This window comes from Pseudomonas sp. 20-5 (genome assembly GCF_056782835.1).
Genome location: NZ_CM165584.1, coordinates 1523791 through 1538318 on the forward strand (window position 1 = coordinate 1523791; position 14528 = coordinate 1538318).

Genomic DNA, 14528 nt, shown 5'->3' on the forward strand with positions numbered 1-14528 from the left:
GAGGCGGTCATGCGCCCTACGCCACCTGAGCTACGTGGCAGAGGGTAGGGCGAATAACGCCGCAGGCGTTATCCGCCGAGACTCCGGAGAACCGGCGGATAACCGCAAGCGGTTATTCGCCCCAGCGGTCGATCCGACCTGGGGCGGCCTCAGGCCTGGCGCAACAGGCGCATGCCATCTTCCTGTGCGAGGCTGGCCTCGTTGATCGGCAACGAGCAGGACTGCCCGCGTCCCATCGGGTAGTAGTGGAAGCCGTGGCGGGCCATGCGCTCGGGGTCGTAGAGGTTGCGCCCGTCGAAGATCACCGGGGCCTTCAGGCGCTCCTTGAGCAGCTCGAAATCCGGTGCCTTGAATTGCTGCCACTCGGTGCAGATGACCAGCGCATCGGCGCCTCCCAGGGTCGCCTCGGGGGTGCCCATCAGGCTCAGGCGTTCGTCGTGGCCATAGAGCCGCTGGGTTTCCTGCATGGCTTCGGGATCGTAGGCGCGCACCTGCGCGCCGTGGCGCCAGAGCGCTTCCATCAGTTCGCGGCTGGGCGCGTCGCGCATGTCGTCGGTGTTCGGCTTGAAGGCCAGGCCCCAGAGGGCGAAGGTCTTGCCGCGCAGGTCGCCGTCGTAGAACACCCGGATGCGTTCGAACAACTTGAGCTTCTGCCGCCGGTTGATCGCTTCCACTGCCTGCAACAGGTCGCTGGAGCAATGCGCCTGCTCGGCGCTGTGGATCAGCGCGCGCATGTCCTTGGGGAAGCAGGAGCCGCCGTAGCCGCAGCCGGGGTAGATGAAGTGGTAGCCGATCCGCGGGTCGGCGCCGATGCCCTGGCGCACCGCCTCGATGTCGGCACCGAGGTGTTCGGCCAGTTCGGCGATCTGGTTGATGAAGCTGATCTTGGTCGCCAGCATGCCGTTCGCCGCGTACTTGGTCAGTTCGGCGCTGCGCAGGCCCATGAACAGCATGCGGTCGTGGTTGCGGTTGAACGGCTCGTAGAGTTCGCGCATCACCTGGCGCACCTCTTCGTTGTCGCAGCCGACCACGATGCGGTCCGGGCGCCGGCAGTCGGCGACGGCGGAGCCTTCCTTGAGGAATTCCGGGTTGGAGACGATCTCGAATTCCAGCTCGCGTCCGTCGGCTTCCAGGCGCCGCTCGATGTGCGCGCGCAGGCGGTCGCCGGTGCCTACCGGGACGGTCGATTTCTCCACCACGATGACGGGCTTGCGGCGATGCTCGGCGATGGCATCGGCCACCGCGAAGACCGCGCCGAGATCGGCCGCGCCGTCCTCGCCAGGCGGGGTGCCGACCGCGATGAACTGCACCCGGCCGTGTTCCACGGCCAGGCGCGCATCGCTGCTGAAACGCAGGCGGCCGCTGTCCAGGCCTTCGCGCAGCAAGGCGTCGAGCCCGGGTTCGTAGATGCTGGCGAGGCCCTGCGCGAGGCGTTCGACCTTGTTCCGGTCGATGTCCATGCACAGTACATCGTGGCCCACTTCGGCGAGGACGGCGGCCTGCACCAGTCCTACATAGCCACTGCCGAATACGCTGATCTTCATGGTGCTTTCCTCGACGGATGATGCGCGGGCGCGGCAGCGGTGCGGCGGGCGTTGACGGTCAACACGCCGAGCACCACCAGGCCTACGCCCAGGGTCTTGCTGGTACTGAAGGTTTCATCGAACGCCGGCAGGCTCGCCGCCAGCAGGTAGACCAGCGCGTAGCTGGCGCTCAACAGGCTGTAGGCGCGGCCCAGCGGCAGGTGGCGCAGGGCGGCCAGCCAGCACAGCAGGGAGGCGGCGTAGGCTGCCACCGCCAGGGCTACCGCGAGCAGCGCGGCGCGCTCCGGCGTTTGCCCGGCCCAGGCTTCCGGTAGCGGCAGGCGGCTCATGCCCCAGCGCATGCCGAGCTGGGCGGCGCTGGCCAGCAGCATGCTGCCCAGCGCCGCCAGCCAGCCGCGTAGCGCGTTCATGCGCTCCTCCCGAGCAGGGCCACGCCGGCGACGATCAGCAACAGGCCGGCGAGGTGGCGGCGATCCACCGGCTCATCGAAGACGAAGCGTGCCGCCAGGGTGACCAGGACGAAGTTCAGCGCCAGCATCGGATAGGCGCTGCCGACTTCCACCCGTTGCAGGAGCAGCAGCCAGCAGAGCAGGCCGAGCCCGAGGGCGAGCAGCGCCAGCCACGGCCACGGACTGCGCAGGCGCGCCGTCCAGCCGTCGGCGGCGACCAGGCGCCAGTGCTCCACGGTGAGCTTCTGCGCAACCTGGCCGAGGCCGGTCATGAGCAGGGTGGCGAGCAGCAGCGCGGCGCTCATGGGCGCACCTGCGGCAGGATCGCCAGGACCAGGTTGCCGTTCCGGTAGCGTTCGCCGTCGCCCGGCAACAGCGCCAGCTGGTAGCGGTCGCTGGCGCTGTTGATCCGCAGCAGCACGGCAACCGAGCCGTCCTGGCGTGCCTGCCAGAGCCACTGGCGGATGTCTGCCAAGGGCACGCTGCGCTGGCTGTGCTCGGGGTAGGAGAGGCCGTACTTCAGCTCGCCGCGCGTGTCGTAGAGCGTCACGTCGCTACGACGCAGGCGCCAGGCGAGGGCCGAGGCGGCGCCGAGGTCGTTGCTCAGCAGATGGCGGGCGCCGGTCAGTTCGTCGATGTGTTCGGCGACGAACAGGTCGGGGGTCTTGTTCTGCACCACATGGTTGGGCATCGCTGCCGGCAGCAGCGCGATCAGCACCCAGCTCGCCAGCAGCGGCGCGGCCCAGGCGCGTAGCGGGTAGCGCCACTGGGCGAGGCCGGCGGCGGCCCAGGCGCCGATCACCAGCAGGACCAGGAACAGCTCGAAGGGTTCTTCCTGGTACACCGGCTTGCGCAGTTGCAGGTAGGCCAGGGCCGCCAGCGCGAGGAGCGCCAGGCCCAGGTTGAGCAGCCCGTTGCCGCGCAGCGCGACGCTGTTCCCCAGGCGCAGCCGCTGCACCAGGACGTGGCCCATGAGCAGTGCCAGCGGCAGCAGGCAGGGCATGATGTAGGTCGGCAGCTTGCCCCGGCTCAGGCTGAAGAACGCCAGCGGCAACAGCAGCCATAGCGCCAGGAAGACCACCGGCGCCTGGCGCCGCTCGTGCCAGGCCTGGCGCAGCGCGCTCGGCAGCAGGCCGCTCCAGGGCAGGCAGGAGACCGCCAGCAACGGCAGGTAGAACCACCACGGGCGAGAGTGCTGGGCGTCTTCGCCGGCGAAGCGGCGGATGTGTTCGTGCCAGAAGAAGAACCGCCAGTAGTCCGCTTCCCGCGCATGCACGGCGAGCGCCCAGGGCAGGCAGACGAGCAGCGCCGCCAGCACCGCCAGCGCGCCGTAGCCAAGCAGCTCGCGCCAGCGCCGCTGCCAGAGCATGTAGGGCAGGGCGACCAGCACCGGCAGCAGCCAGGCGAGGAAGCCCTTGGTCAGGAAGCCCATGCCGCAGGCGAGGCCGAGCAGGGTCCAGCCGAGCAGGCGCGCGCGGCGGCTCCCCGCGTCGAGGGCATGCCACAGCGCCACCAGGCTCAGGTTGACCCAGAAGGTGAATTGCGGGTCGAGGTTGGCATAGCCGGACTGCCCGGCGATCAAGCCGAAGCTGGCGTAGAGCAGCGCGCACGCCAGGCTGGTGCGTGGGTCGCGCCACAGGCGGCGGGCCAGCAGGTAGGCGAGCAGGACGCTGAGGGCGGTGGCGACGACCGAGGCGATGCGCACGCCGAACAGGTTTTCGCCGAAGACCGCCTGGCCGAGGGCGATCATCCAGTAGCCGGCGACCGGCTTCTCGAAGTAGCGCAGGCCGAGGAAGTGCGGCGACACCCAGTCGCCGCCCAGCAGCATCGCCTGGCTGATCTGCGCGTAGCGGGTCTCGTCGGGAATCCACAGGCCATGGTTGCTCAATGGAACCAGGTAGAACAGGCCGAAGGCGATCAGCAGCAGCGAACAGGTCTGGCGGCGGCTCATGGCTGGCGCACTCCCAGCCAGCCCTCGCGGCCGGCCAGGCGACCGCGCACCAGTTCGGCCAGCGGCAGGCTGCGCGGATCGTCCGGCAGCAGTTCGCCCAACGGGCGGAAGCGGATGCCGCGCCGTTCGGCGCGCCGCAGCAGTTCGCGGAACGCCGGGGCGAGGAGCAGCCCCTCGACCTCGGCGTGGATGGTGTAGACGTTGTCGCGGCCAGCGGCGAAGCGTTCCAGGATGAAGTCGTTGTAGGCCTCGCGCGGCAGGCCGGGACCGACCACCTCGTCGAAGGTCGGCAGGTTCACCGGCACCTGCGGGATGCCAGGGCTGCCGTCGGCCAGGCGCGGGCGGAACGCGCCGCGTCCGCGGCAGTCGCTGTTGTAGCGGAAGCCGAAGGGCTGCTTGGCCTCGACCACCCGGCCGTCGGCGCGCCAACCGGCGGCGGCGGAACAACGCACCGGCTGGCCGAGGATGTCCGCCAGGCAATCGCTGCCGCGGCGGATCTGCTCGCCGAGCTGCTGCACGCTCCAGACGCCGGCGTGGGTCTGCCAGGCATGGTGGTCCCAGGCGTGCAGGCCGACCTCGTGGCCGGCGGCCTGGGTCCGCCGCATCAGCGGGCCGAGTTCGCGGCCGATCGGCTTGCCCGGCCAGGCGGTGCCGGCCAGCAGGATGTCCCAGCCATACAGGCTGGCGGCGCGCGAGCGGAGCATCTTCCAGAAGAACGCCGGGCGCGCCAGGCGCCAGAGGTGGCGGCCCATGTTGTCCGGGCCGACGCTGAAGAAGAAGGTCGCCTTCAGCCCGGCTTCGTCGAGCAGCTCGAGCAGCCGCGGCACCCCGTCGCGGGTGCCGCGGAAGGTGTCGACGTCGATGCGCAGGCCGGCCTGGATCACGCCTGTGCCTCGCGCTCGCGGAGCGCTTCGTGGAGGAAGAAGTCGAGGGTCTTGCCGATGGTCTCGCGCAGTTCGATGGTGGGCTGCCAGTCGAGCAGGCGCCGGGCGTTGTCGATGCTCGGCTTGCGGTGGGCCACGTCCTGGTAGCCGTCGCCGTAGAAGCTGCGGCTCTCCACCTCGCGGAAGCCGGCGAAGGGCGGGAACTGCGCGCGCAGCGGGTGGGCCTCGAACTGGCGCAGCAGTTCCTCGCCGAGCTGGCGGATGCTCGCCTCGTTGTCCGGGTTGCCGATGTTGACGATCTGCCCGTCGCAGCGGCCGTCGCGGTTGTCGATGATCCGCGCGAGGGCCTCGATGCCGTCGTCGACGTCGGTGAAGCAGCGCTTCTGCGCGCCGCCGTCGACCAGGCGGATCGGCGTGCCTTCGACCAGGTGCAGGATGAGCTGGGTGATCGCCCGCGAGCTGCCGATCCGCGCCGAATCCAGGCGGTCCAGGCGCGGGCCCATCCAGTTGAACGGACGGAACAGGGTGAAGCGCAGGCCCTGCTGGCCGTAGGCCCAGATCACCCGGTCGAGCAACTGCTTGGACACCGAGTAGATCCAGCGCTGCTTGTTGATCGGCCCGACCACCAGGTTCGAGCGGTCTTCGTCGAAGTCCGGGTCCTGGCACATGCCGTAGACCTCGGAGGTGGAAGGGAACACCACGCGTTTGCCGTATTTCACGCAGTAGCGGACGATCCGCAGGTTTTCCTCGAAGTCCAGTTCGAACACCCGCAGCGGGTTGCGCGTGTACTCGATGGGCGTGGCGATGGCCACCAGCGGCAGGATCACGTCGCATTTCTTCACATGGTATTCGAGCCACTCCGAATGGATGCCGATGTCGCCTTCGACGAAGTGGAAATGCGGGTCGGCCTTGAGCCGTTCGATGGCGTCGGAGCCGATGTCCATGCCGTGGACCTCGTAGCGACCGTCGCGCAGCAGGCGTTCGGACAGGTGGTTGCCGATGAAGCCGTTGACCCCGAGGATCAGCACCCGCGTGCGGCGCTGCGGGCCGGACGCCGCGCCACGCAGGCGCGCGCCCTCGACCAGGCCCAGCTCGGTGGCCAGTTGCGTGCCGGCCAGGTACAGGCCGCGCTCGCCGCGCTGGCCGAAGCGCAGCACCAGCGAGTCCTCGCCGCAGGCGATCCGCAGCGGGTCGCAGGACAGTACGCTGCCCGGCTCGCGGCCGTGGTTGCCGGCGACCACCTCGGCGCTCCAGACGATCAGCTTCTGTTCGCCGACCTGGCAGAAGGCGCCAGGGTAGGGCTGGGTCACCGCGCGCACCAGGTCGTACAACTGCCGTGCCGGCCTGTGCCAGTCGAGCAGGCCGTCCGCCGGGGTGCGCCGGCCGAAGTGGCTGGCCTGGCTCTCGTCCTGCTCGACTTCCGGCAGCACGCCGAGGGCGAGCAGCGGCAGGCTGTCGCGCAGCAGGGCGCCGGCGGCCTTGCGCAGCTTGCCGTGCAGGCTCAGGGCGGTGTCCTCGGGGTCGATGGCGACGGCCTGCTGGGCGAGGATCGGCCCGGCGTCGGCGCGCTCGATCATGCGATGCAGGGTCACCCCGGTCTGCGTTTCGCCGTTGACCAGCACCCAGTTCGCCGGGGCGCGTCCGCGGTAGCGCGGCAGCAGCGAACCGTGCAGGTTGTAGGCGCCGCGTGCGGCGCAGGCGAGCAGCTCGGCGCCGAGCAGGCGGCGGTAGTAGAAGGAGAACAGGAAGTCCGGGCGCAGTTGGCGGATGCGCTCCAGCCACAGCGGATGGTTCAAGTCCTCGGGCGCGTGCAGCGGAATGCCGCGCTCGGCGCAGAGGCGTGCGACCGAGGCGTAGAAGGTGTTTTCCCGTGGGTCGTCGGCATGGGTGAAGACGGCGGCGATCTCGTAGCCGGCATTGAGCAGGGCTTCGATACCGGTGCAACCGATGTCGTGGTAGGCGAAGACGACGGCTTTCGAGGTCATGGCGTGGAAGGCTCGCTGGATGAAGAGGTGAAACCGACCCGCTGCAGGGCCGAGGGAAGCGCGGAGGGCGTTGCGCGGACCACGCGCTCGATGAAGAAGCGCGGCCGCGCGCGCACGTCGCTGTACATGCGCCCGAGGTACTCGCCGAGCAGGCCCATGCCGAGCAACTGCACGCCGCTGAACATGAACAGCACGGCGAACAGCACGAACAGGCCGTTGCCGGCCCAGGCGGCGCCGAAGGCCAGGCGCAGCACGAGGAGGAACAGGGCGAAGAGGAAGCCGGCCAGGGCCATGCCGCCGCCGACCAGGCTGAGCAGGCGCAGCGGCGTGGTGGTCATGCAGGTGACCAGGTCGAACATCAGGTTGAGCAGGCGCATCGCGCTGTATTTCGATTCGCCGTGGGCGCGCTCGGCGTGGGCGACGCGGATCTCGCAGGTATGCCGGGCGAAGCCGTTGGCCAGGATCGGGATGAAGGTACTGCGTTCGCGGCAGGCCAGCATCGCTTCGACGATGCTGCGCCGGTAGGCGCGCAGCATGCAGCCGTAGTCGTGCATGGCGACCCCGGTGGAGCGCTGCACCGCCAGGTTCACCAGGCGCGAAGGCCAGCGCCGCCAGGCCGAGTCCTGGCGCTCGGCGCGGATGCTGCCGACCACGTCGTAGCCCTGCGCGGCGCGCTCCACCAGGCGCGGGATTTCCTCCGGCGGGTTCTGCAGGTCGGCATCGAGGGTGATCACCAGGTCGCCACGGGACTGTTCGAAGCCGGCGAGGATCGCCGCGTGCTGGCCGTAGTTGCGGTTGAGGATCACCGCCACCACGGCGCTGCCGTCGCGTTCGGCGGCGGCCTGCAAGAGTTCCGCGGAGCGGTCGCGGCTGCCGTCGTCGACCAGCACGATCTCGAAGGCGCGGCCCAGCTCCAGGCAGGCGGCCTCGGTGCGGCGCAGCAGTTCGGGCAGGCTGGCTTCCTCGTTGTAGACCGGGATCACCACCGAGACCAGGTCGATCGGATAGGGCTTCATCGACGTTTCTCCAGGATCTCCTCGATGGCGCGGGCGACGCGCTCGATGTCGTCGTCGCGCATGTCGGGGAACAGCGGGATGGAGCACAGGCGGGCCGAGTTCCACTCGCTGTTGGGCAGGCTCAGGCGCGGCTGGCGCTGGCGGTAGTAGTGGTGCAGGTGACTGGCGATGAAATGGATGCCGCTACCGATGCCGCGCACCTTCAGGGCTTCCATGAAGGCGTCGCGGCCCAGGCCGCAGGCCTCGGCGTCGATGCGCAGGATGAACAGGTGCCAGGCGTGGCGCTGCTTGTGCGCGGGCAGGCCGAGCGGCGCCAGCGGCAGGCCGGCGAGGCGCTCCAGGTAGCGTTCGGCGAGGGCCTGGCGGCGCGCGTTGAGCGCGTCCAGGCGCTTGAGCTGGACCAGCGCGAGGGCGGCGTTGAGGTCGGCCAGGTTGTATTTGAAACCGGGCTCGATCACTTCCGCCTGCGGCTTGCGTCCATGGCTCAGGCGGTCGTAGGCATCGACCCCGAGGCCGTGGAACTTGAGGCGGCGGACCCGTTCGGCGAGGGCACTGTCGTCGCTGACGAACATCGCGCCTTCGGCGCAGGTCAGGTTCTTGATCGCGTGGAAGGAAAAGATCGCCGTGCCGCGGGAGCCTACCGGGCGCCCGCGGTATTCGCTGCCGACCGCGTGGGCGGCGTCCTCGACCAGGGCGATGCCGTGGCGCCCGGCGACCGTGCGCAGGCCTTCGAGATCCAGGGTGGAGCCGGCGTAGTGAACCGGCACGATGGCGCGGGTGCGCGGGCCGATGGCGGCTTCCACTGCCTGCGCCGAACACATCAGGGTGTCGCGGTCGACGTCGACGAACACCGGGGTGGCGCCGAGCAGGGTGATGACGTTGGCGGTGGAGACCCAGGTCAGCGACGGCGTGATCACTTCGTCGCCGGGGCCGATGCCCAGCGCCAGCAGGGTGACGTGCAGGGCGCCGGTGGCCGAGGATAGCGCCACCGCGTGGCGGCAGCCGAGGCGTTCGGCGAAGCGCTGTTCGAGCTCCTGGTTCTTCGGCCCGGTGGTGATCCAGCCGGAACGCAGGACCTGCTCCACGGCGGCGATTTCGTCCTCGCCGATGCTTGGCCGGGAGAATGGCAGAAAGTCCAGTGACATGTAATGAAGCCTCGGTACTGGGAGGGCGGTACGAAGAGGTTATTTATATGTCGCTGAATGCTGCCTGAACGTTTGTTAAGACTCGCTTAACAACGGCTGAATGAAGACTGAACGAACTCGAAGAAACTGGAGGATAAAGCCGGAAGCCTCGTTTTCAGGGGCTTGCAGGGTTGGTTGGAATGGATCTCGGGTGTTTTCTGAGTGGCTTTTATTAATAACCCGAGTCCTGTTTCTTTAAGGGTTCATTAATACTTGATGTCCGCTCCCCGTGAATATTCCGGAAACTTCATGGAAACATGGGGAGGGCCAGGGAAAGTCAATCCCGTAGGTTGTCGGAAAAAAACAACCCCCTGGCGGATCGCTCCGCCAGGGGGCCGGGTCGACGCTTCAGCGGCTGCCGGCGACCACTTGCAGGGCCGGTTCTGCGGTGCGCCCGTAGACGTCTTCCAGGCGCTCGATGTCGTCCTCGCCGAGGTAGCTGCCGGACTGCACCTCGATGATCTCCAGCGGGATCTTGCCGGGGTTGGCCAGGCGGTGCACGGAGGCGATCGGGATGTAGGTCGACTGGTTCTCGGTGAGCAGGAAGGTCTTGTCGTCGCAGGTCACCTGGGCGGTCCCGGAAACCACGATCCAGTGCTCGGCGCGGTGGTGGTGCATCTGCAGCGAGAGGCGCGCGCCGGGCTTCACGGTGATGTGCTTGACCTGGAAGCGGCCGCCCATGTCCACCGAGTCGTAGGAGCCCCACGGGCGGTAGACCTCGCAGTGGTTCTGGGTCTCGCTACGGCCCTGGGCGTCGAGGTCCTTGACCACGTGCTTGACGTCCTGCACCCGGTCCTTGTGGGCGATCATCATGGCGTCCTTGGTTTCCACCACCACGATGTCCTCCAGGCCGATCACCGAGACCAGCTTGCCGTTGCCGTGCACCAGGCAGTTGTGGCTGTCGTGGACCAGCACGTCGCCCTTGGTGACGTTGCCGTTGGCGTCCTTGGCGTGCACGTCCCAGATCGACGACCAGCTGCCGACATCGTTCCAGCCGGCGGACAGCGGCACCACGCAGGCGCGTGAGGTCTTCTCCATCACCGCGTAGTCGATGGAGTTGTCCGGGCAGCATTCGAAGGTGGCGGCGTCGATGTTCACCAGGTCGCCGTCGTGCTGGCTGCGCTCCAGGGCCAGCAGGCAGGTGTCGTAGATGTCGGCGTCGTGCTTCTTCAGTTCTTCCAGGTAGCGGCTGGCGCGGAACAGGAACATGCCGCTGTTCCAGTAGTAGCCGCCGGCGGCGACGAACTCGCGGGCGCGGGCTTCGTCGGGCTTCTCGACGAAGCTCTGCACCCGGCTGACGCCTTCCGGCAGTTGCGCATCGGCGCTCGCGCGGATGTAGCCGTAGCCGGTCTCGGGGCGGCTGGCGGGAATGCCGAAGAGCACCATCTCGCCCTTTTCGGCGGCGTTGGTGGCCAGCGCCAGGGCCTGCTGGAAGGCGCGCTGGTCCTCGATCACGTGGTCGGCGGGAAGGATCAGCAGCAGTTCGTCGCGGCCCTCGGCGACCAGTTTCATCGCGGCGATGGCCACCGCCGGCGCCGTGTTGCGGCCGAAGGGTTCGAGGAGGATCGCCTGGCTCGCCAGGTTCTGTGCCTCCAGCTGTTCCTGGACGATGAAGCGGTGCTCCTTGTTGCACACCAGCAGCGGTGCCTGCATGCCGTCGAAGGCCAGGCGCTTGATGGTCTGCTGGAACAGGGTGTCGTCGCCGGTGAGGGCGAGGAACTGCTTGGGGTACTGCTTGCGGGAAAGAGGCCAGAGTCGCGAGCCGCTGCCACCGGAAAGGATTACTGGGATCATGTTGTTTCTCCTTGAAGCGATGCGTCTGTCTAGGGATCCCGCCGCGCGGCGGGATATCTCGTTACCGGGCTCCACGGAGCCCCGGGTGACCTCTCCAGTGCGCTCCTTCTGCGGGAGCGCTGACGGTTGGTGCGCCGGTGTCGGGCCGGTCTTGTTGTGTGGAATGCCGGGAGGGGCGAGCCTCTCCCGGTCGGTCTCAGTCCGCCTTCACCGGGCGCTTGACCCAGACCGGCGCGAGCTTGCCGCCGCTGCCGGTGACGTACAGGCAGACCACCTCGCCGCGGGCCAGGGTGACTGGCTTCAGGTCGCTGACCTTCTTGCTGCCGTCGAACAGCGCCAGGTTCACCTTCACCGGGTTGATCTCGCGGTCGCCGTGGCTTTGCGGGCCGACGTCCTTGACCACGTCGGTCTTGCCGTCGGCGGTCTTCAGGGTCAGCTTCGAGCCGCTGAGGTTCTGCACCCGTACCAGCGCCTTCTGCTTGTTCTTGAACGGCGGCTCGGCCACCAGCTGCGGCTTGCCGCCGGGCTGGCTGACCAGGGTGTAGTAGCTGTCCGGGTCGAGCTTGACCGGCAGGCTCTGCTGGCCGACCTGGGCGGTGTAGCTGCCGGGGGGGAGGAACTTGAAGTCGCTGGAGCCGAGCGGCGCGACGTCGTTCAGGCTGGTGCTGCCGACCGACACGTCGAGTTCGCTGTTGCCGGCGTTGTAGGCGCGGACGAAGGCCGAGCCCTTGGGTGCCTGGGGCCCGTACAGGGCGCCCTCGTCGGCCTGCGCGGCGAATGCGGCGACGCCGAGGGAAAGTGCGCAGGCCAGGCGGGTCCAGGTGTGGCGGCGGGTCATCGGGTTCATGGGTATTCCTCCGTTGCTTCTTCTTCAGCGGGGCGTTCGGCCCCGTGGGTAAACAGCCTTGGCTGTGTTCGTTCAATCGTTGCGGCTGGCGGCCAGGCGCTCGTCGCGGCCGCCGCTGGCCTTCAGCTGGGCGACCCAGTCGGCGTCGAACTGGCTGAGGTCGCTGGCCATCGGCAGGTAGCGCTCGGGAAACTCCCAGACCAGCAGTTGCGGCGGGTCCTTGCGGAAGCCTTCGTCCTGCAGCAGTTCCAGCATCGGTTCGAGGGGGCCCTTGCCTTCCTTCGCGTAATTGATCAGGTCGGCGGACAGCGCCTGTTTCAGCGCGCCCTCGAAGTTCCACCTGGGGTTGGCGCTGTAGCTGGTGCCGACCAGCGCCAGGCGCGGTTGCTGGCTATCGCCGAAGAGGTCGTCGCCCGCGCCGGACTGCTGGCCGCCCGGCAGTGCCGGCGCGGCTTCGGTGGTGCGTTGCTGCAACTGCTCCGGACGCGGCAGCAGTTCGTCGAACAGCGGGTCCAGCGGCAGGAAGCTGAGCAGGTCGCCCTTGTGCGTGCGTTCTTCGCCGACGCGGGTGACGAAGTTCTGCGCCGGCACATCCAGCAGGTGCGTCTCGCGGATCTCCGCGCCGAGGCGCTGGGCCACGGTTTCCGCGCCGAGCGGCGACCAGTGGGTGTCGGTGCGCAGGAACACCGCGCCGTTGTCCTTGGCCTGGCGCAGGCTGCCGAGCAGGTCGGGACTGTCGATGCCGGCGGCGCGGGCGCGGGCCAGGAAGTCCTGGTAGAGGCTGTCGTGCAGCGCGGCCGGCTGCTCGCGGCCGATGTGCTCGGGATACAGGCGGGCCTTGGCCGGGATCACCGCGAGCACCAGCTTGACGCCGCGCCGGTTCAGCTCGCGCTGCACGCCGCGTACCAGTGCCCAGTTGTCTTCCAGTTGCTGGCCGCTCGGTGCCGGCTTGAACTCTTCGTCGGTGAACAGCCAGCCGTCCTTGCCGATCACCACGCCGGGGCGGCCTTCGTGGAACAGCGTGTAGTCGAGTGCGGCCCAGAGGTTGGTGCCCAGGCGCTTGATCGGGAATTCCTTGTCGTAGTGGGCTTCGAAGGCGTGCGCCAGCTTGCCGTTGAGCAGTGGCGTATCGGCCGCGGCGGAGAAGCCCGGCACGCTCTTCAGCGACCATCCGGCGAGCCCCAGCAGCAGCCCGCCGAAGGCGGCGATATAGGCGTATTGCAGGGGGCGGGAAATGCTCTGTGTCATGGCGTGGGCCTCGCTCAGAACTGGAAGTAGAGGAATGGCGAGTAGCTCTGCGCGGAGAGCTTCAGCACCGAGGCGGCGAACAGCAGGAGCAGCGCCAGGCGGGTGGCCAGGACGGGCAACTGGCTGAGCCAGCTCGGCTGGTAGACCAGCGCGCCGCTCGGCGAGTAGGCGATCGCCGCCGGGTCGCCGGCGGCCTCGCGCGGGGCACGCGGCTGGGCACTGGCCGGGCCGTCGGCGGCCACTTCGTCGCTGTTCGCCGCGGCCTTGGGCGCCTTGGTCTGCAATGGCTGGTTGTAGAACTGGCGCAGGCCGAAGAACGCCAGCACCAGGTAGGCCAGGACCAGGGTGCCGACCTGCAGGCCGGTGAGGTTGGCGCGGTTCAGTTCGGAGAGCTGCCAGGTGCCGAAGCTGAACATGGCTTCGTACATGCGCCAGGCGACCTGCAGGTTCTCGGCGCGGAAGATCACCCAGCCGATCACCACCAGGAGGAAGGTGAACGCCCACTTCAACGGGTTGAGCACGCGCGGCGCGGCGTTCACTCCGAGGGCCCGCTCGATCGCCAGCCACATGCCGTGCCAGGCGCCCCAGATGATGTAGGTGAAGTTGGCGCCGTGCCACAGGCCGCCGAGGAGCATGGTCAGGAACAGGTTGCGGTAGGTCTGGAAGGTGCTGCCGCGGTTGCCGCCCAGGCTGATGTAGAGGTAGTCGCGCAGCCAGGTCGACAGGCTGATGTGCCAGCGCCGCCAGAACTCGGTGATCGACTGGCTGATGTAGGGCTGGTTGAAGTTCTCCATGAAGCGGAAGCCCATCATCAGGCCGAGGCCGATGGCCATGTCGCTGTAGCCGGAGAAGTCGAAGTAGAGCTGCGCGGTGTAGGCCAGGGCGCCGAGCCAGGCGTCGCCGGTGGTCGGGTTCTGCAGGGCGAAGCAGTGGTCGGCGAGGGCGGCCAGGGTGTCGGCGATGAACACCTTCTTGACGAAGCCCTGCATGAAGCGGGTGCAGCCTTCGGCGAACTTGTCGACGGTGTGGGTGCGGTGGTTGAACTGGTCGACCAGGTCCTTGAAGCGCAGCACCGGGCCGGCGATCAGGTGCGGGAAGATCGCGACGAAGGCGGCGAAGTCGATCAGGTTGTGGGTCGCCGGGGTATCGCCGCGGTAGACGTCGATGATGTAGCTGATCGACTCGAAGGTGTAGAAGGAGATGCCGATCGGCAGCAGGATGTGGGTCAGCACGAACGGCTGCATGCCGAACGAGGTGATGATCTCGTTGAGGCTGTCGACGCCGAAGTTGGCGTACTTGAAGTACCCGAGCACGCAGAGGTCGACCACCACGCCGAGGATCAGCCAGCGTTGCGCGGCCCTGGTGCGTACGCCGGCGGCGCCGATGCGCAGGCCGATCCAGTAGTTGAAGACGGTGACCCCGGCGAACAGCAGGAGGAAGTCCACCCGCCACCAGGCGTAGAACACGTAGCTGGCGATCAGCAGCAGCAGGTTCCGGTAACGTTCGCCGCTCAGGTAGTACAGGCCGAGAAAGACCGGCAGGAACAGGAACAGGAACACGTTTGAAGAAAAGACCATGCCGTCTCTCTCTCTAGAGCGTCAACCATTCAGGTCGGCCCTGCCTTTC

At 68.2% G+C, this 14528-nt stretch carries 12 protein-coding genes; all 12 read right to left on the minus strand.

Annotated features, from left to right (window positions below):
- Positions 1 to 149 precede the first annotated feature (149 nt).
- Positions 150 to 1544 carry a UDP-glucose 6-dehydrogenase gene (locus tag AC1RB9_RS07130; RefSeq protein WP_003119536.1) on the minus strand — a complete coding sequence of 465 codons (1395 nt, stop codon included), beginning with the start codon at positions 1542 to 1544 and terminating at the stop codon, positions 150 to 152.
- Entirely contained in the window at positions 1541 to 1954 is a 414-nt protein-coding gene (gene arnF / locus AC1RB9_RS07135; RefSeq protein ID WP_003124269.1) for a 4-amino-4-deoxy-L-arabinose-phosphoundecaprenol flippase subunit ArnF, read from the minus strand. Before arnF ends, AC1RB9_RS07130 begins: the two co-directional genes overlap by 4 nt.
- Entirely contained in the window at positions 1951 to 2298 is a 348-nt protein-coding gene (locus AC1RB9_RS07140; protein ID WP_003112876.1) for an EamA family transporter, read from the minus strand. Before AC1RB9_RS07140 ends, arnF begins: the two co-directional genes overlap by 4 nt.
- Positions 2295 to 3944, minus strand: a complete 1650-nt coding sequence (arnT, locus tag AC1RB9_RS07145) for a lipid IV(A) 4-amino-4-deoxy-L-arabinosyltransferase (protein WP_003119538.1) — start codon at positions 3942 to 3944, stop codon at positions 2295 to 2297. The genes AC1RB9_RS07140 and arnT overlap by 4 nt, the downstream gene beginning before the upstream one ends.
- Positions 3941 to 4828 (minus strand): 4-deoxy-4-formamido-L-arabinose-phosphoundecaprenol deformylase, encoded by an 888-nt coding sequence (gene arnD, locus AC1RB9_RS07150; RefSeq protein ID WP_003112878.1) that lies wholly within the window; start codon positions 4826 to 4828, stop codon positions 3941 to 3943. The genes arnT and arnD overlap by 4 nt, the downstream gene beginning before the upstream one ends.
- The gene (gene arnA, locus AC1RB9_RS07155; protein ID WP_003453579.1) at positions 4825 to 6813 is read right to left on the minus strand and encodes a bifunctional UDP-4-amino-4-deoxy-L-arabinose formyltransferase/UDP-glucuronic acid oxidase ArnA; all 1989 of its coding nucleotides are present in this window, start codon (positions 6811 to 6813) and stop codon (positions 4825 to 4827) included. The genes arnD and arnA overlap by 4 nt, the downstream gene beginning before the upstream one ends.
- Positions 6810 to 7829 (minus strand): undecaprenyl-phosphate 4-deoxy-4-formamido-L-arabinose transferase, encoded by a 1020-nt coding sequence (arnC, locus tag AC1RB9_RS07160; protein ID WP_003092115.1) that lies wholly within the window; start codon positions 7827 to 7829, stop codon positions 6810 to 6812. The genes arnA and arnC overlap by 4 nt, the downstream gene beginning before the upstream one ends.
- Positions 7826 to 8974: a UDP-4-amino-4-deoxy-L-arabinose aminotransferase gene (gene arnB, locus AC1RB9_RS07165; protein WP_003117513.1), complete on the minus strand. Its 1149-nt coding sequence runs from the start codon at positions 8972 to 8974 to the stop codon at positions 7826 to 7828. The genes arnC and arnB overlap by 4 nt, the downstream gene beginning before the upstream one ends.
- Before the next feature lie 387 nt (positions 8975 to 9361).
- Positions 9362 to 10807 carry a mannose-1-phosphate guanylyltransferase/mannose-6-phosphate isomerase gene (locus tag AC1RB9_RS07170; RefSeq protein ID WP_003092113.1) on the minus strand — a complete coding sequence of 482 codons (1446 nt, stop codon included), beginning with the start codon at positions 10805 to 10807 and terminating at the stop codon, positions 9362 to 9364.
- 196 nt (positions 10808 to 11003) lie between these two features.
- On the minus strand, positions 11004 to 11654 hold the full coding sequence (gene algF / locus AC1RB9_RS07175) for an alginate O-acetyltransferase AlgF (protein WP_003092112.1): 651 nt from the start codon (positions 11652 to 11654) through the stop codon (positions 11004 to 11006).
- Positions 11655 to 11726: 72 nt separating this feature from the next.
- A complete protein-coding gene (gene algJ, locus AC1RB9_RS07180; protein WP_003092111.1) occupies positions 11727 to 12902 on the minus strand; it encodes an alginate O-acetyltransferase in 1176 nt (391 codons plus the stop codon).
- Positions 12903 to 12916: 14 nt separating this feature from the next.
- Positions 12917 to 14479 carry an MBOAT family O-acyltransferase gene (locus AC1RB9_RS07185; protein ID WP_003159522.1) on the minus strand — a complete coding sequence of 521 codons (1563 nt, stop codon included), beginning with the start codon at positions 14477 to 14479 and terminating at the stop codon, positions 12917 to 12919.
- Positions 14480 to 14528 lie beyond the last annotated feature (49 nt).